A 25023-nucleotide genomic window follows, 5' to 3' on the forward strand; every position below is an offset into this window, starting at 1 on the left:
ATTGCAGGACGGGGTCGTATATGTCCGATTGTGGACCGCCCGGGAGTCGGCCGGGCTGTTCTGGCAGGCTCTGGAGTGAATTGCTCGCAAAACCGGAAGGTGATTTCTTCGTGGCACAGGTAACCGCATCCCAGTCGATCGACATCAATGCCGCACCCGAGCAGGTCCTCATCGCCCTGTCCGACTACCAGACCGTGCGCCCGAACATCCTGCCCGGTCAGTACCTCGACTACGCGGTCCTCGAGGGCGGCGTCGGCGCAGGCACCGTCGCCAAATGGACGCTGCAGGCAACCAAGAAGCGTTCCAGGAACGTGCAGGCGTCGGTGGACCTGGTCGGTTCGACCATCACCGAGACCGACGCGAACTCGTCGATGATCACCACCTACCAGGTGCAGCCGGCGGGTTCAGGCGCCAAGGTCACCACTGTCACCACCTGGCAGGGCGCAGGCGGGATCGGCGGCTTCTTCGAGAAGACCTTCGCGCCCAAGGGGCTTGCCAAGATCCAGGCCGAACTGCTCGGCAACCTGAAGTCCCACGTCGAACGCGGCTGACCGTCGCGAGGACAAGGCCGGTTCGGTGAGGAACCGCAGACCGGTACCCTTGCCGCTGCGCGACGGAGTCGACGCGACGCGGGTGGTGCTGCGGAGCGAGCAGGGCACGGTCTGTGAGGCGATGCTCACCGCACCGGCGTGTGCGGGGCTGACGGCGACCGAACTGGCGGATCGCGCCGAGCGCGGTCAGGTGCTGGACGTGACCGGCGAACGAGTCGACCTGTCTGCGCCCGCGACACCGGGACGTCCGATCTATTTCTATCGCGATCTGCCGACCGAGACCGAGATCCCTTTCGAACTCGAGATCATCCACGCCGACGACGACCTCGTCGTCGTGGACAAGCCCCATTTTCTCGCGACGATGCCCCGCGGAGCGCACGTGGTGCAGACAGCGCTGGTGCGCCTGCGCAGGCTCCTGGACAACCCGGCGCTCAGCCCTGTGCACCGCCTTGACCGCCTCACCGCGGGGGTGCTGATGTTCAGTGCCCGGCCCCAGGCCCGGGCTCCGTACCAGCAGCTGTTCGCCGAGCGCCTGGTCAGCAAGGAATATCGGGCCCGTGCGCCCATCGCCGAAGGTCTCGACCTCCCGATCACCGTGCGCAACCGGATCATGAAAGATGCCGGTGACCTGCGAGCTCGCACCGAGACCGGTCCCGAGAACGCCATCTCGACGATCGAGCTGGTCGACACGGCCGGTGACCGAGGGATCTACCGGCTGCTGCCCCAGACCGGACGCACCCACCAACTGCGCCTGCACATGTCCGGGCTCGGTATCCCGATCGACGGAGACCCGCTGTATCCCCAGGTGCGGCCCGAACTCGCGGCCGCGCCTGATCACGGCGACTTCTCTGAGCCCCTGCAGCTGCTGGCCTACGCTGTGGAGTTCGACGATCCGCTGTCCGGCGCGCGCAGGCGGTTCGTCAGCGGTCGCTCGCTCGGCTGAACTTCATCGACCCCGGGAGGTAGCCCTATGGCGATCGTCGTCTCCTACGACCACTACGACGACCTGCGCTGCGAGGTGGTCGTCTTCCTGGACGACGAGACCGGGGACTGCTTCCAGATCCAGTGCGACCTGCCCGCGGCCCCGGGGGCGTACCAGATCAGCGCAGGCGTCGGTGCGCCCGTCGAGCAGGGGATCCTGGCCTGGCAGCGCACCGGAGACGGGTTCCGGTTCACCCTCTCGGCCAGGGCTGCGGCGATGTTCGGAGGCAACGCGCGACTGCACTTCGAGGTGCAGCCATCCGGCGGCGATACCATCGACAGCATTGCCGCTCATCTCGAGAGAATGATGCGCCTGCAACAACACGAACGCCGAGAGTGAAGAGGACGCAGTGGAACCAGACAACCCGATGGCCGGACTTCTGCAACAGGCTCAGCAGATGCAGCAGCAACTGCTGGCGGCACAGGCGGAGATGGCAGCGGCAGAGGTCACAGGAACCGCAGGTGGCGGTCTGGTCAGCGTGACCGGCAACGGCACCGGCGAGGTGACCGCGGTCGCGATCGATCCGAAGGCGGTCGATGCGGACGACGTCGAGACCCTGCAGGATCTGATCGTCGGTGCGCTCGCCGATCTGAACACCAAACGCGATGCATTGACCCAGCAGAAGATGGGTCCACTCGCCGGCGGCCTGGGCGGCGGTTTCCCGGGCTTGGGCGGATAATCCTTCCGTGTACGAAGGACCGATCCAGGATCTGATCGACGAGATGGCCAAGTTGCCAGGGCTCGGTCCGAAGGGTGCGCAGCGGATTGCGTTCCACCTGCTGTCCGCGCCCGCCGCCGACATCAACCGGCTGACGGCGGCGCTGGTGCACGTGCGCGACGACGTCGTCTTCTGCGAGGTGTGCGGCAACGTGTCGGCTCAGGTGCGGTGCCGGATCTGTCGGGATGCCCGTCGCGATGCCAGCAAGATCTGCGTGGTCGAAGAACCCAAAGACGTGCAGGCAATCGAGCGCACGAAGGAGTTCACCGGCAGGTATCACGTACTCGGTGGCGCCCTCGACCCCCTCGGGGGCATCGGGCCGGATCAGCTTCGGATTCGGGAGTTGTTGCGCCGCTTGGCAAATCAGGAGGACGGCGTCGACGTGAGCGAGATCATCGTCGCCACCGACCCGAACACCGAGGGTGAGGCGACGGCGACATACCTGCAGCGCATGCTCAAGGACTTTCCGGGACTGTCCGTCACCCGGTTGGCGTCGGGCCTGCCGATGGGCGGCGACCTGGAGTTCGCCGACGAGTTGACGCTCGGCCGGGCGCTGTCGGGCCGCCGGATACTCACCTGAGGCCGGTGTGACCGACGATTCGTGGATCGACATCTTTGCCCGACAACTGAAGTCGGGGATCGTCGCCATCGACGGACCCTCGGGTGCCGGGAAGTCGACACTCGCAGACGCGCTCGTGCGGACGCTGAACGACCTCGGCACGCCGGTGGTGTTGGTCCGCACCGACGACTTCGCCACGTGGGACGACCCGGTGGGGTGGTGGCCCGAGCTCGACGAAGAGGTGCTCAGGTCGTACTGGCGTGGCCACGACTTCCGCTTTCACCCACGGGTCTGGCGTGACGGCATTGCCGAACCCGGCCCACGCGTCTGGTTGCGCTGGGAACCCTTGCTCATCATCGAAGGAGTCTCCAGCGCGCGGGCGCCCGTACGTCCACAACTGCGGCACGCGTTGTGGCTCGACGGTGGGACCGAGGCGGAGCGACTCGAGCGAGGTGTCGCACGCGATGGCGAAGGCGAGCGTGCCAACCTGCGGCGCTGGCAAGACTTCGAGCGTGGATGGTTCGCGGTCGATAATACGCGCGCGCATTGCGACGTCGTCCCCGATTCCGTTCTACCGCAAGCGATTCTGTAGATGAACTCCGGCGAGGATGCCGGCCCGCTGGACGGCCTGCGGATCGTGGAGGTGTCGAGCTTCGTGGCCTCGCCGCTATGCGGTTTGACGTTGTCGCAACTCGGTGCCCAGGTCATTCGCGTCGATCCGATCGGCGGCGCTTCGGATTACCGGCGGTGGCCCGTGACGGCCGACGGCGAATCGATCTACTGGACCGGTCTCAACCGTGGCAAGCATTCGATCGCCTGCGATTTCCGGAACCCGGATTCGCAGAGGCTCATTCAGCAGCTCGCTACAGCACCGGGTCCCGGCGGCGGGATCTTCGTCACCAACGCCGGTGGTCGCGACTGGATGGCTCATGAGGCGCTTTCTGCGCTACGCGAAGACGTCATCACCCTCGAGATCCTCGGAAAGCGCGATGGCACTGCGGGAGTCGACTACACGGTGAACGCCGCGATGGGATTTCCCCAGGTCACCGGTCCGGGTGGCGGCGAGGTGATCAACCATGTGCTGCCCGCCTGGGACATCGCATGCGGGCTGCATGCCTCCACGGCGCTGCTGGCCGCGGTGCGCCACCGCGATCACACCGGCGTGGGGTCGCAGATCACGCTGCCACTCGAGGACGTCGCCCTCGCAACGGCTGGAACGCTCGGGTATCTGACCGAGGTGATCATCAACGGCAGGCAGCGACAGGCGACCGGCAACGCAATCTATGGGACCTACGGAACCGACTTCGTGACAGCCGATCACGCCCGTTTCATGATCGTGGCCCTGACCAACCGGCATTTTCGGGATCTGGTGGACCTCACTGAGACTGCTGCGGCGGTCGACGCCCTCGAGGCCGCGTTGGACACCGACTTTCGCATCGAAGGCGAGCGATATGAATACCGTGACGCGCTCACGGCGCTCTTCGCTCGATGGTTTCGCAGGCACACCGCTGAGGAGGTGTATGCCGCGCTGCGAAAGACCTCTGTGCTGTTCGAGCAGTACCGATCGTTCACCGACGTCGTCGAATCCGATGCGCTGGAGTCGAATCCGCTGTTCTCGACTCTTGATCAACCGCGCATCGGGCAGTACCTCGCTGCGGGTCACCCGGCACGATTCGACCGCAGACATTTGGCGGCGACTCCTGCACCAGTCGTGGGTCAGGATTCGGCACAGGTGGTGGCCGAGGTACTCGGTCTCGGCGCCGACGAGGTAGCGGGGCTCTTCGAGCGCGGAGTGATCGGGTAGGTCGCACGGAGGGTGACTACTCCGTCGCGAGCAGGTTCTGCACCTCGGTGTCGGTCACCTGGGTGAAGTCGCGATAGGACTGTCCGACGGCCCAGAAGTCGGGTGGAACTGTGGCGCAGACGATCTCGTCGGCACCCGCGATCTCCGTCGCGGGCGGCCCGGTGCCCACGGCGACGATGATCTGTTGAGGCAGGCGCCGACAGATGCTGTCGACTGCGGCCCGCATGCTCGATCCTGTTGCCAGTCCGTCGTCGACGAGAATCACGATTCTGTCGTCGACCGGAGTCGGTGGTCGTCCCCGGCGGTAGACGGACTCGCGGCGGAGCAGTTCGGCGCGCTCCCTCGCGATGACCGCGTCCACCTCGTCGGCGGTCACCCCGAAGTCGCGAACGGTCCGATCACTGATCATCGGATCGCCGCCTGAGGCCACCGCGCCGAAGGCGAGTTCTTCTCGCTGGGGAACACCGAGCTTGCGGATGACGAAGGCGTCCAGTGGAGCGCGCAGGGCGGTCGCTATCTGCGCCGCAACGGGGACGCCGCCGCGGGCAAGACCCAACACGACGACGTCCGGGTTCCGCACCAGTTCGGGATGCCCGCGCGTCAGCAGTCCTGCCAGCTCGCGTCCCGCATCGTCGCGGTTCCGGAAGGTTCGTTCTCCATGATCCCGATGCAGTCTCACAGCGGGTCACCTCGGCGCGTTGACTAGAGGAACTGCGCCCTGGTGACGCAGGTCTTACCATTCTGGACGATCACGTCGTAGACCACACGGGTTTTGTTGAGGGCGTCCCCCGACTGCCACGTGGACGCGACGATCGCCTGGACCACGGGTGCCTGCGGTGCATGCGGCACGATCGCGACGGACTGGAATGTCACTGCTGCACTGCGGTCTTGACTCTTCAGCTCGTCGGTGAACGACACCAGGTTGGGCAGCCCGTCTTTCGCGAGGTCGCCGCAGGCGTTCGCCTTGAACGCGGCGATCTGGGCATCGGCGGTCGCCGGGGTGATCTCGAACATGCTGCGGGTGAGGGTGGTCGCGATATCGATCGCCTGCTGATCGGCGATGACCGGGGCCGCGGCGACAGCAGCCCGATCGTTCCCGCTGTCCTCATCGGGGACCGTGAGCGCGGCGATGGTCGCGGTGAGCGCGATGACGGCCGCGATCCCGACAACTGCGGACAGCAGCACGGCGAGACGTCGCCGGGTCGGGCGTGGCCTGGTCGGCGGCGGAGACACGGCCATCTACAGAACCTTCATCGTGGTGATGCACACAGGGACGGCGCTGCGGTCGACGGTGAACTCGATTGCGGTCGGTTCGGGCGGCGGCGGAGCCGTGTTGTCCTCGCTGGCCGCGAGATCGAAGACCGCGAGGACTGTGGTGCTCACCGCGTCCTCGCGGACCACCCCGTAGTGCGCATTGCTGGTGGTGACGCTGCGGCCGGTGCCGTAGACGATGTCGGGCAGAGTTCGAGCGGTCTCGTTCCACTGGTCGAGGGCGTCGCCGCAAAGCGTCGCCTGCGCCGTCTTGATGGTCGCCTCGACGGTGTCCGGGGTGAAGTTGTACAGCGACTCCGCAGTGGCGCGGACGGTGTCGACTGCGACGTCTACTCCCGAAACCTGCTCGGCATCAGTCTGTTCGCCGGCAGCGGGTTGAGTGGAGGCGTCGTTCCCGGCGACGGACCAGGTGATCGCCCAGGTGGCAGTGACCACCACGGCCAGTACGATCAGGCCGAGCGCGAACAGGACCGGCGCCTTGGGTGTGGCGCGGCGCCTGGTCGGTTGGGGGTTCGTAGGCGCAGGACTGGGCATGGTCGCTCAGCCACGCCTCCCGGCGGCCAATCGCTCACGCCGCAGCAGCTCGACCTCGGGAAGTGGCAGAGCGTCCAGTTCGTCGACCCCCAGGGCACGCGACAGCAACAGGTCGGCCAGTTCGGGGTTGCGGGCCAGCGCAGGACCGTGCAGGTAGGTGCCGATCACCGAGCCCTGAATCGCGCCTTCGATCTTCTCGCCCCCACCGTTGCCGACGCCGTGCTTGACCCGCGCCAACGGTCGCGCGTCGGAACCCAGAGTGGTTCCGCCTCGGTGATTTTCGAAGCCGGTCAACGGTTTGGTGAGACCTGAGTCCACTGCCGGTTCGGTGATCAGTTCGCCGATGCTGCGCTTGTCCTGCGGGACGGTGGTCAGGTCGAACATCGAGATCCCAGCAACCCGTTCACCGGCGGACGTCTCGTACCAGTGGCCGAGGACCTGGATCGCGGCGCAGATCGCGAGTACGGGCCTGCCGGCCTCTGCGGCGCGCTGGAGTCCCGGGTAGCGGGTGAGGTGCCGGGTGGCCAGGCGCTGCGCGTAGTCCTCGGCCCCGCCGAGGGTGTAGACGTCGAGGGACTCTGGCACAGGGTCGGTGAGGTTGATCGAGATGATCTCGGCGTCGATCCCGCGCATGCGTGCGCGCTGGCGCAGGACGAGGGCGTTGCCGCCGTCGCCGTAGGTGCCCATGACGTCCGGGAGGACGAGTCCGATGCGGAGCGTTGATTCGGCCATCGGATCAGACCCCTCTCTGCGCGCGGGCCAACGCGGTACCCAGGTCGCGGAAGGCCGTGTAGTTGGCCAGCACCTCGACGCGGCCCGGCGGACACGAGGCGATCGCAGCCATCGGGTCGGCGATGGTGGTGTGTTCGGCGCCCGCGTACAACAGACGCACCCCGAGGTCGGTGGCACGTTCCCCGGCTGCGACGACCTGCATGCTCTCGAAGGCCTCGAACCGGACGTCCCACAGCCACGAGAGATCCTCGCCGTCGGGGACCTGCCCGTTCACGGCGATCACCAGACCGTCGGCGTCCTGGTCGATCATGGCCATGGCTTCTTGCCAGCCAGCAGGGTTCTTCGCGAGCAGCATGCGGACACGGTGCTGGCCGATCTGCTGAACGCTGTAGCGACCGGCGACCTCGCCGACGGTGCCCACCGCGATGGTGGCCTTCGCCGGGTCGGCGCCCATTGCGACCGCCGCAGCGATCGCCTGGGTTGCGTTGCCGCGGTTGGCTCTACCCGGAACCGCGAGTTCCATCGGGTGACTGAACCCGTCGGGACCGTAGACGTGGGTGTCGTCGAACCACCACGCAGGCTTCGGCCGTTGGAAGTCGGCTCCGGTGGAGTACCAGTGGTCCCCGTCGCGCAGGATCGGTTCTCCCGACCTCGGGCAACTGACCGAGTCGCCTGCCCAGCCGGCGCCTGCGGCCACCCAGATCGCATTCGGGGCATCGTAGGCTGCCGACGCGATGAGCACGTCGTCGCAGTTGGCGATGACAGCGGCCTGCGGATGCTTGTTGATGCCTTCGCGGAGCCGACGTTCGATCATGTTGATCTCGCCGACCCGGTCGAGCTGGTCGCGCGAGAGATTCAGAAGCACGAACGCCTGCGGGTCGGTGGCGTCCGCGACGTGGGGGACGTGCAGTTCGTCGACCTCGAGGGCAGCGATCCGCGCCGGACGATTGAGCGAGAGCGCGGCGACGATCCCGGCGTCCATGTTGGCACCGTCCGCCTGGCTCGCGACGTCACCGAGTTGGGCGAGAGCGGCGGCCGTCATGCGGGTCGTCGTGGACTTGCCGTTGGTCCCGGTGATGATCACGGTCCGCTTGTTCCGCGCCAGCGTGCCGAGTAGTTGGGGGTCGATCTTCAGGGCGACAAGGCCACCGATCATCGACCCCTTGCCACGACCCGTCTTCTGCGACGCCCAGCGGGCGGTGGCGGCGGCCCGCAGCGCGAGTCGGGCCCGGATCGGGAGTCGGCTGGAGCTCTTGCGGTCGGGCATGGCAGCGAGTTTGTCATAAGTCGCGGTGTGAGCCATGTCGGCACCGCTGCGGATCCCTACGGCACTACCCGGACCTGCGCCCGAACCGCCAGAAACGAAGCAGATAGGGCGGCAATCGGCGCAGCGGCACAGCCCGCGGCCAGTCGTCGGCCCGAAAGTATGCGTCGGATCCACCGTCGACGAAGATGACACTTCCACACAGGAAGTCGGCTGCGTCCGACAGCATGAAGACCGCCCAGTCCGCGAGCTTGTCCGGATCGCCGAAGCCGCCGATCGGCACGGGGAAACGCTCAACAGCCCGGGATTCTGTCGGTGAGGCGAGTTGCTCTTGCAACAGCGGCGTGAGGATCGCGCCCGGCGCCAGTGCGTTGAGCCGGATACCCGCACCCGCCCACGCCGGTGAGGTCGCTTGCCGGCGTACCCAGCGGCTCACCGCGATCTTGGATGCCGCATAGGCCATCACCGGTCCCACTCGGCCGTATCTGCGCAATGACCGGACGGCTCGGTCGCCGTCTCCGGCAAGGAGAGCGTTGATGGTCCGGCGGGGTACAGCGGGCACGGTGGTCGCGGAATTACTGGAGAACACGACGACCTTCGCGTCCTCTGTGGCAGCGAGGGCGTCGCGCCAGCCCTCCAGGAGCTCGACGACACCGAAGTAGTTGACCTCGGTGATGAGTCTGGCACGACCCTTGCCCTCGCCGGGTCCCTGTTCGGCTCCTGGTCCCAGTCCGGCGGCGAGGACCGCGCCGGCAAGCGGCCCGTCGGCCGCGGCCAACACGGCTGTCACGGCGCTGTGGCGGCCCTGCGCCGTCGACAGGTCAGCGATGATGTCGGCGTCACGTTGGTCCACGCCGATCACCCGATGTCCCTCCGCGGCCAGCTTCACCGCGACGGCACGTCCCATTCCGGACGCCGAGCCGGTCACGACGTACACGCCCGTTGAGTCACTGTCGCCGGTTGGGGAAGTCATAGCCGTGATCCAAGCACGCCGGCTACGCCAGCGGCACCGGTGTCTTGGCGACGGGAGCCGTTGTTTCCTCGGACTCCGCAACGGGAGTCGCCGCACCTCGCTTGGCGCTGAGCCCGGCGAAGCATCCGAGGATCACCACGGCGCCGCCGAACAGTTCCCAGCCAGTCGGGGTCTCGCCGAGGAACGCCCACGCCGCGGTGAGTCCGACGATCGGCACGAGCAACGAGAACGGTGCAACCTTGGACGCCGGGTACCGCGACATCAGGTACGTCCACAGGCCCGATCCGACGATGGTGCCCAGCACCACGACGTAGGTGAGTCCACCCAGCGCGACCAGCCCGGAATGCGATCCGACGCCGGCCATCGCGTCCCACCCTGCTCGTGGACCCTCCACGGCCAGGCTCAGGGCGTACAGCGGTAGCACCGGCACGACACACATCCACAGGGTCAGGTGCAGCGCGTTGTCGGGTTTGGCGAGCCGGGACCCGATGTTGCCGAAGGCCCATCCCAACCCGGCGATCAAGGTGAGGAGGACGGGCAGCACGGCTGCGGTGGCGCCGTGAGCGGCGCGATCGATACCGATGATCGCCATGCCCCCGACTGCCACGGTGAGGCCGACGATCTGCCGCGCACTGAGCTTCTCGCGGAGCAACACAACGCAGAGAATCACCGTGAACGGTGCCGACGATTGCAGAACCAGGGAGGCGAGCCCGGTCGGCATCCCGTTGTCCATGGCCAAGAACAGGAAAGCGAACTGGATTGTGCCGAAGCCGATTCCGTAGAGCAGGAACCATTTGAGCGGGACGTTTGGTCGTGGGACGAACAGGATGACCGGGATCGCCATGACCGCGAAACGCAGTGCTGCGAAGAACAGTGGCGGGAAATGTTCGAGGCCGGCGTGGATGGCCAGGAAGTTCAGGCCCCACAACACCACGACGGTGAGGCCGAGCATGCGGTCGCGAGTGGTCATGGTTCATATTTAGCTGTCGAAACAGTTCAGTTCAATCTAATTAAACTGCAATCATGATGTAGCTGAACTGCACGTTTGGATATCAGCGGCGTGCGGACTCGATATTCCACACCTTCGTGACGTCGACGGTGGTCTTCTGGCCGCCGGGCCCGTACGAGGCGGTCCAGGTCGGAGAGCTGGTGTCGAGAGCTGAACGTCCGTTGGGTGCGAAGAGGTAATTGTTCTGACCGCACAGGTACATCACCCGCGTTCCGTCCGTCTCCCGCCCGCCGAAGCGAATCCCGTACCAACACACGGTGCCGTCGGCGATCTGCACGGCGAGCGGGTGTGGTGCAGGTATCGGTGTATCGGACGACGACGCCGGGTTCTGCGTCGCGGGATTGGACAGAAAGCGCAACGCTTCGGGAGACGTCTTCGAGTCGGGGCACAGCGATCGACCACCCGCGAACGAGCACATGTAGATGATGTAGTCGGTCTGATACTGCCCGCAGGTGAAGAGTCCGGGGTCTCCGAAGCTCGAAGCGGCCGACCTGCACCCCCACTGTTTCGGCCCGGTGATGGCGGTGGCGGCATACTCGGGAGTCAACGTGCCGTCGGCCTGGTACGGCCGGATATCGATGACCTCGGTACCGGCCGGCTTCGACGGCGTGGCAGGCAGGCACTCACACAACCCGATGGCGGTGATCGCAGCACCGTCGTGGGTGATACGCCACGCGGTTCCTGACACGGCATCGGCGGTATAGAGATTGGTCGACCCCTCGGTCGATACGGCGTCGCCATAGAGGTCGTCGGCTCTCGCGAGCGCGTCGCCGATTCGCAACCCGTCGATGGTCTGAGCGCCCGGAACGATAGCTATCGACGACAATCGGCCATCGGCACCGAACACGAAGGTGCAACCACCCCAGGCGATGGTGACCGTTCCATCCGCCGCCGCATTGGCCGACGACAGCGACGGGAAGTCGCTGTGCCGGTCCCGGATCGCCTCAGCGGTGCTGCCGAGTTCGATCCCGTCGACGCCCTGCGGCGACAGCCGGGTTCGCGCGATATCGGGGTCTTGAGTCGCCAGCAGGCGCGCGCTCAATTGCTCGGCGTTGTCGGCGGTCACGAAGAGGCCGCCGGTTGCAGCGGCAACACATTCGAGTTGATCGGAATCCGTTTTAAAACCGATTGTGGAGATCGACAGTTGGGGATGCGTGCTCGAGATCTCGGCGGCGACGTCGCACGGGGGCGGCCCGCAGGTGTCCTCGCCATCGCTGACGAACACGATCGCCGCCGGTTCGGTGGCCGGTAACGCGTCGGCTGCTGCCCGGAGAGCATTGCCGATCGGTGTGAAGCCCAGAGCCGCAATCGAACTCAGCGAAAGCGCGGTCGCCGACCGGTCCAGGGGGCCGAGTTCGCGCAGCACAGTGATGTCGCGACAGCCGGGTACCAGATTCTGTGGGGTCACCGCGACGCTGCTCCCGTAGACCATCAACCCCAGTTGTGCGTCCGATGGCAACTCCTCGAGCAATGATCCGACGGCTTCGCGAGCCGCGTCCACGCGCGGCCCCGGGGCATCGGCGGTCCTCATCGATTCAGAGAAATCGACCACGAGCATCGTCGGAACAGACCGGGGCGCAGGCGAAGTGGTCACTGATTTCGGCGCACGCGCGTCTCCACCTGTCACGGAGGTGCATGCCGTCGACAACAGGACGAGTGCGAGGAGCATCACCATCGCCCCACCGGCTCGACGTCCACACGAGGTGATGCCCGTCCTGCTCATCGTCGGAGCGTATGTGATCACCACTGCTCGTGGTGTCATACAAACGTGCTCTACATCGTTGCCTCTGCTGTCGCCAACGGCGTGCCCGTCGGCGTACGGGGGATACGTCCGGTCGCGAAAAGCGCCGCGATGGCCAGCAACCCGGCCAGTGTGAACGCAACCCTCAGTGCTTTCAGCCGGGCATCGGAGTTGACGTCGACCACCGCTGTCGCGGTGTCGGCGGGGACGCCCGCCTCGTCGAGGGCTTTCTGGAGCTGGGTGTCCGACAGGAACGGGACGCCCGAGGCGAGTTCGGTGGTCGCGCGGTCGGAGACTGCCGCGGGGACGCTCGGGTTGTCAGCCAGGCCTGTGACGGCCGTGGTGGTGAGCGTTGCGATGAGGATCGAGCCGATCAGCGCAGTGCCCAGGGACGCCCCGAGGTTGGTCGCGGTGTTCTGCAGGCCACCGACTTCGGCGCTCTGCGAGTCCGGAACCGCGGACACCGTCACCGCACCCAGTTGCGAGGACAGCGCGCCGAGTCCGAATCCCATGAACAGCATGGGGATCATGACAACACCCGCGTTGGCACCGGGGTCCATACCCGCGACCAGGATCAGAATGCCGACGATCATCGATGTCAACCCGATACGGATGACCCGGCGTGGGTTGGCTCGCGGCCTGAGCTTCGGGATCCCGATCGCCGCCAGGATCAGCGCGATCGACAACGGCAGGATGCGGAGTCCGGTCTGCAGGGCACTCAACTCGAGTACGACCGAGAGGAAGAGCGGTACCGCGAAGAAGACGCCTGCCTGAACGAGGAACTGTGCGAAGAACATCGACAGTCCTCCGGTCAGCTGCCGGTTGCGGAACATCGCCGGATCGATCAGTGGGTCGCCACCGGTCTCGGCGAGGTGGGTCTCCCACCGCAGGAAGCCATAGATGACCAGAAGGCCTCCCATGAGCAGCCAGACCACCGGTGATACGCCGGCCAGTTCCGTACCACCCGGCTTGGCCTGCACCCAGCCCCACTCGCTCGACCGCAGTACCCCGTAGACGAACATCCCGAGACCGAGGACGGACAGCGCCGAACCGACCACGTCGAGTCGGATGCGAACCGGTGGCACGTCGTTGATCTTGCGCAACACCAACAGGATCGCGACGACGATCACCACCTCGCCGACGAAAACGTAACGCCACGAGGCGAAGGTCGTGACCGCCCCGCCGAGCAGCGGCCCCACTGCCACGGCCATCGCACCGGCCGCGGCCACCAACCCGTACGCGCCGGCGCGACGGTCGGCCGGGAAGTTGGCGGCCACCAGTGCGACGATCGCGGGCATGATGAGCGCCGCGCCGATCCCCTCGAGCAGCGACCACCCGATCAGGAGGACCGTCAGGTTGGGTGCGATGGCGGTGACCGTCGAACCCACGCCGTAGATCACCAGGCCGATGCCGAAGGCGCGGCGCCTGCCGAGCATGGTGCCGATCTTGCTCCCGGTGATCATCAGACTCGCCATCACGAGGGTGTACATCGTGATGGCGGTCTGGATTCCGGTGATCGTCGTATCGACGTCCTCGGCCACGGTCGCCATGGAGACGTTCATGACCGAACTGTCGAGGGTCATCAGGAATTGCCCCGACGCCAGCACTGCCAGGACTAGCCCCGAACCTGTTTTCGCCGCCACCGGTGGTGCCCCTTTTCAACTGGTTACGGCGACTTTAGCCTCGTTCGATCAGCGTCTTCTCACTCGATTCGGATGATCCTGCCCGCGTCAGGACAGCCGAACCGCCAGCAGCACCGTGTCGTGGGTGTGATGGGATCCCTCGGGCGGCGCCGTCGTGCGGGCCTGCATCCGGTCGATGTCGATTCGCCAGTCGTCGCCGAGGAGTCGGCCGATGTCGTGCGGCTCGTAGAAGTCGTGCGGGTTGAGGTCATGCCAGTGCTCGAGATCTTCCGGGATCTCGTGGAAGACCGAAAGCAGGGTGCCGCCCACGGCCACCGCGTCGACGATCCCGCGTACGCCGAGGTCACCTGGGGTCTTGATAATGGTGAAGTACTGCAGTGAGACGAGGTCGAAAGCACGCGACGGCGGCGGGGTGACGACCACATCGGCTTGTTGCCAGGTGATCGCCGGTTCGTCGCCGAGGGCACGGGCGCGGTCGATCGCAACCGGTGAGATGTCGACAGCGGTCACCTGCCAACCGCGGCCTGCGAGCCAGCGTGCATCGGCGCCTTCGCCGCAACCGAGGTCGAGTGCTCGCCCCGGCGTCAGAGTGGCCGCGTGTTCGAGCAGCACCGGGTTCGGTTTGTTGCTCCAGATCTGCTCGGTTTCGAGGTAACGCTCATCCCAGAATTTTTGGTCCATGGGCTCGAGCATGACCGGGGTGATCGCTACGCGGCAAGATACCGTGCCGGAACGGCAAGAATGTGGCTCAGCGAGGGAGGAGCAGGGCAACGCACGCGTCGACCATCGTCTCTGTCGTGTCGGACACGGGCTGTCCGTCTTCGACTGCAACAGCGGTCAATTCGCGCAGACCGCCCAGCATCAGCAGTGCCAGGGACCGGGAGATCGTCGAGATTCCCGCGGCGCGCATCCGGTCGGTGTCGGTCAACGCGATCAGGGTCTGGATGAAGTCTTCCATCGCCTGTCGCTGTACCGGCCGAGCAGTCGGCCCCAGTGCGGGGAGCTCGCGAATCCAGCTCAGGGTGAGTGCGGGCCGCGCCTCGATCGATCGGACGTAGGCCTCGACCGCCTGCCGGATCTGGGTTCGCCACGGGGCATCGGGATCGACGGCCGCGACGATGTCGTCGATCATGTCGGTGTTCGCGGTATGGAGCAGCTCGATGAAGCACTCCTCTTTCGTCCCGAACTCCTGATAGAAGGTGCGGCGGGAGGTGCGGGCCTCTCGGACGATGTCGGACACAGTTGTCGCACGGTATCCACGTTCTTCAATCGACACTCCCAGGGCGTTGAGCAAACGTGCGCGGTGAGATGGTTCGGCGTCCTGGTCGGGATGCGAACCTGCACGGGTGGTCGGCGCGGAAGTCATCGCGTTCCAGCGTACGGGCCCTTGTCCGCTGGTGGTACTTGGGCGTACCGTCACGTGGTACGACGAAGTACCAGCGCGGGGCGAGGAGTTCATCGGTATGTGCGCAGTGCATCACGCAGGATCGGACGTTGCCGAGACGAGCGTGCCGCCGGGGCCGACATTGCCCCGTGCGGACCAGGGCGTGGCGTTCGTCGCCGCCCGGCGGCAGACGATGGCGGCGCTCTCGCGTCGATACGGGCCAGTCTTCTCGCTCGACGTGCCGGTGTTCGGCCGAACGGTCGCGGTCTCCGATCCGAAGCTGGCCAAGCAGGTGTTCACCACTCCCGCGGGCGTGCTCAGCAATGTGCAGCCCAACCTCGGCCGCATCCTCGGCGAGCGCTCGATGTTCTCGCTCGAAGGAAACGAGCACCGCAGGCGGCGCAAGTTGCTGACTCCGCCGCTGCACGGCAAGAGCGTGAAGAGCTATGAGCGGATCATCGAAGAAGAAGTCCTGCGGGAGGCCGCGTCGTGGCCCGAGGGGCGCGAGTTCGAGAGCCTCGACCCGATGATGCGCATCACGCTCAACGCGATCCTGCGTGCGGTGTTCGGTGCCGATGGAGCCCAACTCGATTCGCTGCGGCGGCTCATACCGCCGATGGTCGAGCTCGGCTCTCGCCTGGCCACGCTGCCGAATGTGCCTGCGCGCCTGGGAAAGCTGAACCCCTGGGAGCGTTTCCTGGCGCGTCGCAGGGAGTACGACGCCGTCATCGCCGAACTCGTCGCCACCGCGAAGGATGACCCGAACCTGGAGTCGCGCACCGACATCGTTGCCCTGATGGTCCGCAGTACCTACGAAGACGGCACCTCGATGACCACCGGCGAGATCGCCGACGAGCTGCTGACCCTGCTGGCTGCCGGTCACGAGACGACGGCAACCACGCTCGCGTCGGCCTTCGAACGGCTGCGCCGTCATCCGCAGATCCTGGCCGACCTCACCCGAGAAGTCGACGAAGGTGGAGATGAGTTGCGGCAGGCCACAATTCTGGAAGTGCAACGCAGTCGCCCGGTGATCGATCTGGCGGGTCGAACCGTGCAGGCGCCCGTGTTCGAGCTCGGACCGTGGCGGATTCCCCAGGGCTACACCGTCCTCGTGAGTATTTCGTTGCTGCACGATGACAGTGCAGAGTTCCGCGATCCCGAACGCTTCGACCCGACGCGTTTTCTGGGTTCGAAACCGTCCGGATCCTGGGTTCCGTTCGGCGGCGGGACGCGCCGCTGCATCGGCGCGGCGTTCGCGAACATGGAGATGGACGTGGCGCTGCGCACGATCTTGCAGATGTTCGAAGTGGTCCCGACCGACGCGTCGAGCGAACGGTGGCACAGCCGCGGGGTGGCGTATTCGCCGAGGCGCAAGGGCCGACTGGTCGTTCGCCGCCGATGACCGGCACCGGTCAGTTGGTCGTGAGTGTTTCGATGAGTTCGTCGAGATAGGCCTGCCATTCGGCGCCCGTGGGTACGAGATCGGTCGATACATGGGCGAGTTGGGTATGGCCCAGGTAGACGCTCACCGCCAGGGTTGCCCAGCGTCGCGCACGGGCAGGTTCGTCGCCCATCAGCGTGTACAGCTCGGCGACGTAGTCGATTCTCCGTCGGGTTACGCGCTGGATGATGTTCGCCACCTGAGGGTTTCGGGCGCTGGCGAGCAGCGCGACCTCTATCTTGTCGTTGCGGCTGTAGTCGACCACCAGGACCAGCAGAGCACGCAACTGTTCGGCCGGGTCCTCATGGGCTCTGATGGCCGCGATGACGGCCTCGGTGTGCTCGGCCTCCCATGACTGCAGAGCCGCATCGACGAGGGCCTGGCGGTTCGGGTAATGCCAGTAAAAGCTGCCCTTTGTCGTTCCGAGGCGCTTTGCCAGCGGCTCGACCGCTACCGCCGACAGTCCGCTCTCGCCGATCACGGTGAGTGCGGCCTGCGCCCAGTCGGCCGCGGACAGGCGGGTCGCCGTGGCGGGGGTCGCTCGGGGAGGGGGTTTCGCCGGCACGTTCCATACGCTACCGTATGGTTACCATACGCCAGCGTACGGAGATCATGACCATGCGAAATGTCCACGAACGGGTGATCGATGCGCCTGCCGACGTTGTGGGTCCGCTGCTGGAGGACCTCGGTCAGGACGGCGATCGACTCTGGCCGTCGCCTGCCTGGGTGCCCATGAAACTCGACCGGCGCGTGGGGGCCGGCGCGGATGGCGGACATGGTCCGATCAGATATCAGATCACCGAGTTCGAACCAGGTCGCCGGGTCCGTTTCGAGTTCCACGAACGGACCGGCGTCGATGGCTTTCACGAGTTCATAGTCGAGCCGGTCGGTTCCGATCGGTGTATCGCCCGCCACGTCATGGAGATACGACCGCGCGGGGTGATGCGGCTTCTCTTCCCGCTGGCCATCGAGAGCATGCACGATGCAGTGCTCGAGGATCTGCTCGGCAACCTGGAGCGGGAGGCCACCGGAACCGTCACGGCGCCCGCTGTGTGGTCGCCCTGGGCGCGTCTTTGTTGGCGTCTCGGTGAGCAATCGCCGGTTCGCGCGGTGGCGATCCCCGACGCCGCGAAGCTGATGCGTGATGTGTACGCCCACCCGGATCTCGAAGATGCGTGGCAGGTGGCCCGCAGGCCGGGGATGAGCGCTGACCCACAGGAATGGGCCGACGCCTGCTTCCGGCAGCCGCCGCCGTGGGTGGGCGCGCTGTTCCTGGCCCGAAATGCCTTGGTGCGATTGGTCGGAATCGCACCGGAGAACGATGCCGGTGCGGCATTTGAGACAGCGGCGGCGACCGCAAAGGAAGTGCTGCTCGGGTCGGATGCGAGTCATCTCGACTTCCGGGCGTCGGTGCTCGTGGACGATGAAACTGTGACTGTCTCTACGGTGGCGGTTGCTCACAACGCTCGTGGCAGGTGGTACCTGTCGGTTATCGCGCCCATTCACCCCATTGTCGTGAGGGGCATGCTGCGGCGAGCCTTCCGGCTCATGGCGACGCCACGTCCGACCCCGCGGATGGCAGCCGCTCGAGCCACGTGAACCAAGAGGTTCTGAACGTTCGAGACCGAACTCTGTAGCCTTACTTCAATGGATCTACAGCGACTTCGCATCCTTCGGGAGTTCGCCGACCGCGGAACGGTGGGCGGTGTCGCAGAGGCGATGAACATGACGCCGTCGGCGGTGTCGCAGCAGTTGAAGGTGCTCAGCCGTGAGGCAGGGATCGCTTTACTGGAGCAGGATGGTCGTCGGGTCCGGCTCACCGATGCCGGTCGGGCGCTCGTGCTGCGCGCCGACGAGGTGATTGCCGCCGTCGCGCGGGCGGATTCGGAGATGGCGTCCTATCGCGACGATGTGGTGGGGTCGGTGCGGCTCGCCATGTTCCCGTCGGGCGCTGCAGTTCTACTACCTGGCGTGCTGAATCGCATGAGCGGCTTGGGGATTCGGCTGGTGGTGTCCGACGAGGACGTCAAGTACTCGGACGCCCCGGCGCTGTTGGCGGACTTCGACGTGGTGCTCACGCATCGCGATGAGCGGGCTCCGCAGGTGGTGGATGCCCGGGTGTCGGTGACCAAGGTGATGCGCGAACCGATCGATCTGGTGGTCGGGACCTCACATCGGCTGGCGGGCCGCACCGAGGTGACGCTCGGCGAACTGGAGGACGAGGACTGGATCAGCGTGCGCGGCGGGTTCCCGGTGGACGACGTCCTGCTGTCGCTGGCAGCGGTGACCGGTGTGCAGCCCCGGGTCGCTCACCGCATCAACGATTTCCGCGCGATCGAGGCGATGGTGGCCCACAACCACGGGATTGCTCTGATGCCGCGGTTCTCCGTACGCGACCCCGACGTCCACCGCCTGGTACTCACGGGGGTCCGTGCTGCCCGGGTATACGAAGGGCTGAGTCGGCCGGGGGCCACCGAGCGGGCTTCGGTACGACAGTTGCTCAGCGAGTTGATCTCTGAATCGTCAGTGGTCGAAGCGGCTGCAGAGTGAACTGCGACCGGTCGCCGGGGGGCGACTACCGGGACTGTCGGGCGTTCTTCCCGAAGACCAACGGGTAGCGAGCATGCAACGCGTCGATTTGTCGGCGCACCTCATAGAGTTCGCGGCGCTGCGCGTGACTGATGGTGTCAGAGGGTCTGCGGGCGGCGATGTCCTGCTCGATCTTGGTCGCCCACGCCTCGAGTTGGTCGACGAAATACTTTGCCTGAATGGCGTTGGAGTCGGGACGCACTCCTGTCGGGGCCCCGGCCGACAGGGTGTTGGTCAGTTGACGCTTCACGTGCTGAGTGTAGTTCAGCTCACGCGATGACATGTTCTGCCGGCGTCAGGAGGACCGGACTGAATGAACACACAGTGCCGGGTGTTGTGACCTCGGACTCAACGAGTGTCGTTGTCCGGCAGTAGAACTTGTCTTATGGTGTCCGGTATGGGTTGCGGCGAGCCGGCGTCGTCGGCGTAGACGTAGACCGTGTCGACGGTGCAGCACGACCGATCGCCCACCCTCAACTCGAACTGAACGGTGACGCTGGTGCGGCCCAGCCCGGCGACCGATACGAAGACGTCGATCGTGTCGCCCCAGCGCGCCGGAGCATGCCAGGTGAGAGTCGAGGTCTTGAGTCGGACGAGTTGGGCGAAATCGAGGATGTCGTGCTGCGCGCAGAATGCGCCCATGGCTTCATCGCAGTACAGCAGATAGTGGGCGTTGAAGACGCACCCTGCTGGTCGGCCTCGGCATAGCGAACTTCGGCCGACCAGCTGGGTTGTGTCACCCGAATCAGGGTGCCCAGGTACGGGGTGCCTGCTCGCCGGAGTCGGGGACGACGCCGCCGGAGGCGACCTTCGTGGCGCGGTTCACGGCCGAGACGACCGCGCGCAGCGAGGCTGTCGTGATGGAGGGTGCGATGCCGCAACCCCATACGGTCTCGCCGCCCACCTGGACCTCGACGTATGCCGCTGCGTTCGCGTCTCCGCCTGAGGTGAGTGCGTGTTCGGCGTAGTCCAGTACCTGGACCTCGTAGCCGACGGTGGAAAGGGCGTCGACGAACGCGGCCAACGGTCCGTTGCCCGACCCGTAGATCTCTTTCTCCACGCCGTTGACCTTGACGGTTGCGGTGATGCGATCTTCGCCTCCGTCCTCTTCCGCGGCATCGACCTTCTGCTTCATCCGCTCGAGCGGGATCAGCGGATGCAGGTACTCGTCGGCGAAGACATCCCACATCTCCTTCGGAGACACCTCGCCACCCTCGCCGTCGGTGATCTTCTGGATCTCACGGCTGAACTCGATCTGCAGTCGGCGGGGGAGTGCCAGGCCGTGGTCGGCCTTCATGATGTACGCGACGCCGCCCTTGCCGGACTGGCTGTTGACCCGGATCACCGCTTCGTAATTGCGGCCGACGTCCTTGGGGTCGATCGGCAGGTACGGAACCTGCCAGAGGATGTCGTCGATATCCGATTCGGCGTTGTCCGCGTCGATCTTCATCTGATCGAGGCCCTTGTTGATCGCATCCTGGTGGCTGCCGGAGAACGCGGTGTAGACCAGGTCGCCGCCATAGGGATGACGTTCGTGCACACCGAGTTGGTTGCAGTACTCCACCGTTCGGCGGATCTCGTCGATGTCGGAGAACGTGATCTGCGGATCGACGCCCCGGCTGAACAGGTTCATACCCAGGGTCACCAGGCAGACATTGCCGGTGCGCTCACCGTTTCCGAACAGGCAGCCCTCGATGCGATCGGCGCCTGCCTGGTAGCCCAATTCGGCTGCAGCGACGGCCGTTCCGCGGTCATTGTGGGGATGCAGACTCAGGATGACCGAGTCGCGGCGGGCGAGATTGCGGTGCATCCATTCGATCGAATCGGCGTAGACGTTCGGCGTCGCCATCTCGACCGTGGCGGGCAGGTTCAGGATGATCGGACTCTGCGGTGTCGGCTCGATGATCTCGCTGACCGCGTCGCACACCTCCTTGGCGAAACTGAGCTCGGTCCCGGTGTACGACTCAGGGGAGTACTCGTAGCGCCAGTTGGTGTCCGGGTACTTGACCTCTTCGGACCGCATCTTGTGTGCGGCGTCGGTCGCGATCTTCTTGATCGCGGCCTTGTCTGCGCGGAACACCACGCGACGCTGCAGAACCGACGTCGAATTGTAGAAGTGCACAATCACATTGGCGGCGCCGCGGCACGAGTCGAACGTGCGCTCGATGAGCTCGTCGCGGCACTGGGTCAGCACCTGGATCGTGACGTCGGACGGGATGGCGCCGTCTTCGATGATCTCGCGGACGAAGTCGTAGTCGGTCTGGCTCGCCGACGGGAATCCGACCTCGATCTCCTTGTAGCCCATCCTGACCAGCAGGTCGAACATGCGGCGCTTGCGGGCTGGGCTCATCGGGTCGATCAGGGCCTGGTTGCCGTCACGAAGGTCGACCGCACACCACATCGGCGCGCGATCGATGATCTTGTCGGGCCAGGTACGGTCCGGGACGGCGACGTTCTCGACCTCGTCGGCGAACTGGCGGTAACGATGCGACGGCATCGCGGAATTGCGTTGTGGGTTCCACGACGGCTGGCCGTCGGGAATGGGTCCGGCCGGTTCGTTGATTCGGCTGGCACTCGAGGTGAAGGCATCTGCGGCAGGCATGGGGTCAAACTCTCCGGTTGTGGGGCAAGAGACCGGCGCGTCACAAAACCCGCGACGGGAAGCCGGTCTGGATCAGACCCCGCCGCGGCAGAGGAGAAGGAGCACGCGCTGCATTTTTTGGACTCTACTCCGCAACCCCGGGAAGTCCAAAGGTGCCCCCAGAACTGAATGGGGCACCCCAGGTGTCGGCGTAGGTCACCTCGGCGAGCGGCAGGCGGGTCCGAGGGCGGCGGTCGCGCTCGGCGATCTCGGGGTCGACGGTGAGTGCGTCGGCGATCCGCCCGATCGCCAGGGTCAGCAGCGGTCGCATGCCCGCGGGGATGGCGAACCGCCGCGTCAGCGCGTCGGCCCGGAATCCGCCGAGCGGGTGTGCGTTCCAGCCCTCGGCCTGGGCCTGGGTGATCATCTGCCCGGCAGCCAGGCCGACATCGATGGCGCCGTAGTCGTGCATCTTCGGCTCGTCGGGTTGATCTGTCGTGCACAGCACGATCAACGCCGCGGCCGCCGGTACCCACGACTGATTGCCTCGTTTGAGGCCGTCGACGATTCCGGTGAACGTCGCATCTCCGCGAAGCCCGACGACGAAACGCACCGGTTGCACGCCGCCGCCGGTAGGAGCCCAACGACCTGCTTCCAGGATCGCTTCGAGTGCGGCCGGAGCGATCTCAGCGGACGAATCGTAGCCGCGGGCACTCCACCGGCCGGCGAGCAACGGGTGCAAAGTCATGGCAGGCAACTCCTTGCGAGAGAGCCGATCTGGCTCCTAGACGGTGGCCGGCGACTTACGGCGCAGAACCACCGCGACCGTGAACGCCACCGCCACCAAGAGTGCCACGCTGACTGCGGACGTGACGTGTAGGCCGTCGACGAATGCGGTGCGCGCCGCCTCCGACATGGCGCTCTGGGCGCTCGGGTCCAGGGACTCCGCGTGGGTCAGTGTCTCGGACAGGGTGTCGCTGACCCCGGCATCAGCGCCGGTCTGCCGGAACACCATCGTCGCCACCGAGCCGAGCACCGCCAGACCGAAAGCGGTCCCCAGCTCGAAGCTGGTCTCGGAGATACCTGCCGCTGCGCCACTGCGCTCCACCGGAACGGATGAGACCGCGACGTCGGAGACGAGTGAGAAGATCACGCCGTAGCCGATGCCGGCCACCGTCGAGCTGATCAGGTAGACCAGCACACCGTTCGAGACACCGAGGCCGAGCATGCCCGCGTTGCCCGCGGCGGCCGCCAGGATCGCCAGGACGAAGGCCCATCGGACCGAGACGAACCGGGCGATCCGCGAAGCGCTCATCGAGAAGATCGCCACTGCGATGGCCATGGGGATACCGAGAACTGCGGCGGTCAGTACGTCACGACCGAGCACCGACTGGAGATAGATGCCTGCCAGGTAGCTCAGAGACGCCAGGGTCATCATGCCCGTCAGCGCACTGCCGATCGCGACCGAGAAGCCGGTGTTCTTGAAGAGTTTCAACTCGAGCAGCGGGTGTGCGGTCCTGCGCTCGTGCCGGATGAACAGCCACATGCCGACCACGCCGATCGCCGCGAATACTGCCGTGGTGGTGTCCAGGCCCTCGGTCGCGCCGTGCTTGATGGCGTACACCAGCGGCAGGATGCCGACCAGCGACAAGACGATACCGAGGATGTCGAACGGATCGGAGGTGCCGGATCGATACTCCGGAACCAGCCGGGGAGCGAACACCAAGAGGATGAGCAGTACCGGAACGTTGATCAAGAACACCGAGCCCCACCAGAAGTGATGCAGCAGTACGCCGCCGATGACCGGACCCAAGGCGGACCCGCCGGCGAAAGCCGCGGTCCACACGCCGATGGCCTTTGCGCGGGAGACGGGTTCGGTGAACATGTTGCTGATGAGCGACAGGCTCGACGGCAGCAGGGTCGCCCCGCCGATACCCATGATCGCGCGAGCCGCGATGAGCGAGGTGGCATCGGGCGCGAACGCGGCGATCGCCGAGGCGACGCCGAAGAGGGTGGCGCCGACCAGCAGCAGTTTGCGCCTACCGAAGCGGTCACCGAGGTTGCCCATGGTGATCAGCAGGCCGGCGATCAGGAAGCCGTAGATGTCGACGATCCAGAGTTGCTGGGTCGCCGATGGCAACAGCTCGGCGCTCAGCGTCGGGATGGCGAGATAGAGGACGGAGAAATCCATCGAGACCAGGAACACCGGGAGGGTGAGGACGGCCAGTCCCATCCAGACCCGTCGGTCCGGGCGGCTGATCGTCGCCTCGGCTCGTGGGTCGGTCGGGCGGTCCGTGATACTCACTTCAAATCTCCTGGTTCTTTCTTGCTGGGTACAACGTACGCATATGAGTACGTTGTACGCAAAGGCTTTATTCCAACAGTGATCAGCCGCCGGCAGGACAATGGGCGAGCGAAGGAGGTCGACATGAGTGTCGCCGATGCCGAATCAGGCGCGGAAAGTCCCAAACTCACGCGAGCAGCCGTGGTCAGTGCCGCGATCGAACTGGCCGACGCCGACGGGTTCGGTGCGGTCACGATGCGCAAGATCGCCGACCGCCTCGGGGTGGGGACGATGTCCCTGTATCGGCACGTTTCCGACAAAGATGCCCTGCTCAGGGCCATGTCGAACGAGATCGGCGTTCGGTTTCCCTATCCGCCGGCCCATGGTGCGAACTGGCGGGAGCGGGCGATGATCGCCGCCGAGGTCGACTGGGGTCTGTATCAGCGACACCCCTGGGTGTTGCTCGCGTTCGCATCCCCGCGCACCAGCATGGGGCCGCAGAGTCTCAACTGTCTCGACTGGCTCGTCGAGGCGTTTCTGGAGTTGAAGGTCACCACGGCCGAAGCGACCGAGATGGCTCTCTCCCTGTGGAACCACATCGCGGGTTGCGTCCTGACGACGGTCGCCGAGCGATTGCTGCTCGACCGGGCCGACGATGACGACGAAGGACAGAGCGGGCTGACGCATCTGCTGGCCGGACACCCCGAGGCATCTCCTCCGCCCCATCTCGCCGAGCTCGTCGGTACGGGCAATCCGCAGCTGCACGATCCGCGATACCTACTGAATCAAGGCGTCGAGGCCTTGTGCGATGGCTTCGAGGCCCGCGCCACGCGCCTGCGCTGAGTGGCGTGAGTCCTGCGCGCGCCTCACCGGCTGTGTTTTTGGCTCGCTTCGCTCGCGGGCAGGCGGCCGCCATCGCGTCGTCTTCCTTCCTCCTCGCATCGCTTCGCTCGCTCCTCGTC

The 25023-nt window shown here is 65.9% G+C and carries 28 protein-coding genes; 11 read left to right on the plus strand and 17 right to left on the minus strand.

Annotation, left to right across the window (positions count from 1 at the left end; genetic code table 11):
* The first annotated feature begins 110 nt into the window (after positions 1 to 110).
* From BFL43_RS12585 to BFL43_RS12615, 7 genes are read left to right on the plus strand one after another with little or no spacing between them, the layout of a single operon-like run.
* Positions 111 to 551, plus strand: coding sequence for an SRPBCC family protein (locus BFL43_RS12585; RefSeq protein WP_084892903.1), 441 nt, complete (start codon positions 111 to 113; stop codon positions 549 to 551).
* 25 nt (positions 552 to 576) lie between these two features.
* Entirely contained in the window at positions 577 to 1494 is a 918-nt protein-coding gene (locus BFL43_RS12590) for a pseudouridine synthase (RefSeq protein ID WP_240498225.1), read from the plus strand.
* Positions 1495 to 1521: 27 nt separating this feature from the next.
* A complete protein-coding gene (locus BFL43_RS12595; RefSeq protein WP_084892880.1) occupies positions 1522 to 1872 on the plus strand; it encodes a hypothetical protein in 351 nt (116 codons plus the stop codon).
* A 28-nt stretch (positions 1873 to 1900) separates the two neighbouring features.
* Positions 1901 to 2212: a YbaB/EbfC family nucleoid-associated protein gene (locus BFL43_RS12600; protein ID WP_084892905.1), complete on the plus strand. Its 312-nt coding sequence runs from the start codon at positions 1901 to 1903 to the stop codon at positions 2210 to 2212.
* Between the two features lie 7 nt (positions 2213 to 2219).
* On the plus strand, positions 2220 to 2831 hold the full coding sequence (gene recR / locus BFL43_RS12605) for a recombination mediator RecR (RefSeq protein WP_084835981.1): 612 nt from the start codon (positions 2220 to 2222) through the stop codon (positions 2829 to 2831).
* A gap of 7 nt (positions 2832 to 2838) precedes the next feature.
* Complete coding sequence (locus tag BFL43_RS12610) at positions 2839 to 3402, plus strand: hypothetical protein (RefSeq protein ID WP_084892881.1); 564 nt, start codon at positions 2839 to 2841, stop codon at positions 3400 to 3402.
* Positions 3403 to 4614, plus strand: coding sequence for a CoA transferase (locus BFL43_RS12615; protein ID WP_084892882.1), 1212 nt, complete (start codon positions 3403 to 3405; stop codon positions 4612 to 4614).
* A gap of 16 nt (positions 4615 to 4630) precedes the next feature.
* Here the strand turns inward: BFL43_RS12615 and BFL43_RS12620 are convergent, their stop codons facing one another.
* From BFL43_RS12620 to BFL43_RS12670, 11 genes are all read right to left on the minus strand, one after another.
* The gene (locus BFL43_RS12620) at positions 4631 to 5293 is read right to left on the minus strand and encodes a phosphoribosyltransferase family protein (protein ID WP_084892883.1); all 663 of its coding nucleotides are present in this window, start codon (positions 5291 to 5293) and stop codon (positions 4631 to 4633) included.
* Between the two features lie 23 nt (positions 5294 to 5316).
* Positions 5317 to 5853, minus strand: a complete 537-nt coding sequence (locus BFL43_RS12625; RefSeq protein WP_084892884.1) for a hypothetical protein — start codon at positions 5851 to 5853, stop codon at positions 5317 to 5319.
* The gene (locus BFL43_RS12630; protein WP_084892885.1) at positions 5854 to 6420 is read right to left on the minus strand and encodes a hypothetical protein; all 567 of its coding nucleotides are present in this window, start codon (positions 6418 to 6420) and stop codon (positions 5854 to 5856) included. It lies immediately after the preceding gene.
* A 6-nt stretch (positions 6421 to 6426) separates the two neighbouring features.
* Positions 6427 to 7152 (minus strand): glutamine amidotransferase, encoded by a 726-nt coding sequence (locus BFL43_RS12635; RefSeq protein ID WP_084892886.1) that lies wholly within the window; start codon positions 7150 to 7152, stop codon positions 6427 to 6429.
* A gap of 4 nt (positions 7153 to 7156) precedes the next feature.
* Complete coding sequence (locus BFL43_RS12640) at positions 7157 to 8419, minus strand: MurT ligase domain-containing protein (protein ID WP_084892906.1); 1263 nt, start codon at positions 8417 to 8419, stop codon at positions 7157 to 7159.
* Between the two features lie 64 nt (positions 8420 to 8483).
* Positions 8484 to 9389, minus strand: coding sequence for an SDR family oxidoreductase (locus tag BFL43_RS12645; RefSeq protein WP_143695283.1), 906 nt, complete (start codon positions 9387 to 9389; stop codon positions 8484 to 8486).
* 22 nt (positions 9390 to 9411) lie between these two features.
* Positions 9412 to 10359 (minus strand): EamA family transporter, encoded by a 948-nt coding sequence (locus tag BFL43_RS12650; RefSeq protein WP_084892887.1) that lies wholly within the window; start codon positions 10357 to 10359, stop codon positions 9412 to 9414.
* A gap of 82 nt (positions 10360 to 10441) precedes the next feature.
* Entirely contained in the window at positions 10442 to 12121 is a 1680-nt protein-coding gene (locus BFL43_RS12655; RefSeq protein WP_168176627.1) for a VWA domain-containing protein, read from the minus strand.
* Positions 12122 to 12171: 50 nt separating this feature from the next.
* Positions 12172 to 13782, minus strand: a complete 1611-nt coding sequence (locus BFL43_RS12660) for an MFS transporter (RefSeq protein WP_276206107.1) — start codon at positions 13780 to 13782, stop codon at positions 12172 to 12174.
* Positions 13783 to 13869: 87 nt separating this feature from the next.
* Positions 13870 to 14463, minus strand: coding sequence for a class I SAM-dependent methyltransferase (locus tag BFL43_RS12665; protein WP_084892909.1), 594 nt, complete (start codon positions 14461 to 14463; stop codon positions 13870 to 13872).
* A 67-nt stretch (positions 14464 to 14530) separates the two neighbouring features.
* Positions 14531 to 15148, minus strand: a complete 618-nt coding sequence (locus tag BFL43_RS12670) for a TetR/AcrR family transcriptional regulator (protein ID WP_084892889.1) — start codon at positions 15146 to 15148, stop codon at positions 14531 to 14533.
* Positions 15149 to 15245: 97 nt separating this feature from the next.
* Between BFL43_RS12670 and BFL43_RS12675 the strand changes: the two genes are divergently transcribed.
* Positions 15246 to 16568, plus strand: coding sequence for a cytochrome P450 (locus BFL43_RS12675; protein ID WP_084892910.1), 1323 nt, complete (start codon positions 15246 to 15248; stop codon positions 16566 to 16568).
* A gap of 10 nt (positions 16569 to 16578) precedes the next feature.
* Here the strand turns inward: BFL43_RS12675 and BFL43_RS12680 are convergent, their stop codons facing one another.
* Positions 16579 to 17172, minus strand: coding sequence for a TetR/AcrR family transcriptional regulator (locus BFL43_RS12680; protein ID WP_084892890.1), 594 nt, complete (start codon positions 17170 to 17172; stop codon positions 16579 to 16581).
* A 47-nt stretch (positions 17173 to 17219) separates the two neighbouring features.
* On the opposite strand from BFL43_RS12680, the gene BFL43_RS12685 reads away from it, so the two are divergent.
* Positions 17220 to 18206, plus strand: a complete 987-nt coding sequence (locus tag BFL43_RS12685; RefSeq protein ID WP_084892911.1) for a DUF2867 domain-containing protein — start codon at positions 17220 to 17222, stop codon at positions 18204 to 18206.
* A gap of 48 nt (positions 18207 to 18254) precedes the next feature.
* Positions 18255 to 19157 (plus strand): LysR family transcriptional regulator, encoded by a 903-nt coding sequence (locus BFL43_RS12690; RefSeq protein ID WP_084892891.1) that lies wholly within the window; start codon positions 18255 to 18257, stop codon positions 19155 to 19157.
* Positions 19158 to 19182: 25 nt separating this feature from the next.
* On the opposite strand, the gene BFL43_RS12695 is transcribed toward BFL43_RS12690, so the two are convergent.
* The 5 genes from BFL43_RS12695 to BFL43_RS12715 all read right to left on the minus strand — a co-directional run bounded on the left by BFL43_RS12695 (position 19183) and on the right by BFL43_RS12715 (position 24082).
* On the minus strand, positions 19183 to 19446 hold the full coding sequence (locus BFL43_RS12695) for a hypothetical protein (protein WP_143695284.1): 264 nt from the start codon (positions 19444 to 19446) through the stop codon (positions 19183 to 19185).
* A 98-nt stretch (positions 19447 to 19544) separates the two neighbouring features.
* Entirely contained in the window at positions 19545 to 19922 is a 378-nt protein-coding gene (locus BFL43_RS12700) for a hotdog domain-containing protein (protein WP_276206108.1), read from the minus strand.
* 19 nt (positions 19923 to 19941) lie between these two features.
* Positions 19942 to 21798: a 2-isopropylmalate synthase gene (gene leuA, locus BFL43_RS12705; protein ID WP_084892893.1), complete on the minus strand. Its 1857-nt coding sequence runs from the start codon at positions 21796 to 21798 to the stop codon at positions 19942 to 19944.
* Positions 21799 to 21922: 124 nt separating this feature from the next.
* Positions 21923 to 22519, minus strand: coding sequence for a nitroreductase family protein (locus tag BFL43_RS12710; protein ID WP_084892912.1), 597 nt, complete (start codon positions 22517 to 22519; stop codon positions 21923 to 21925).
* A 42-nt stretch (positions 22520 to 22561) separates the two neighbouring features.
* Positions 22562 to 24082: an MFS transporter gene (locus BFL43_RS12715; protein ID WP_084892894.1), complete on the minus strand. Its 1521-nt coding sequence runs from the start codon at positions 24080 to 24082 to the stop codon at positions 22562 to 22564.
* 123 nt (positions 24083 to 24205) lie between these two features.
* Between BFL43_RS12715 and BFL43_RS12720 the strand changes: the two genes are divergently transcribed.
* Positions 24206 to 24904, plus strand: a complete 699-nt coding sequence (locus BFL43_RS12720; protein ID WP_084892895.1) for a TetR/AcrR family transcriptional regulator — start codon at positions 24206 to 24208, stop codon at positions 24902 to 24904.
* The last annotated feature ends 119 nt before the right edge of the window (positions 24905 to 25023 follow it).

The sequence above is a fragment of the Williamsia sp. 1135 genome, assembly GCF_002095395.1.
Taxonomy (GTDB): domain Bacteria; phylum Actinomycetota; class Actinomycetes; order Mycobacteriales; family Mycobacteriaceae; genus Williamsia.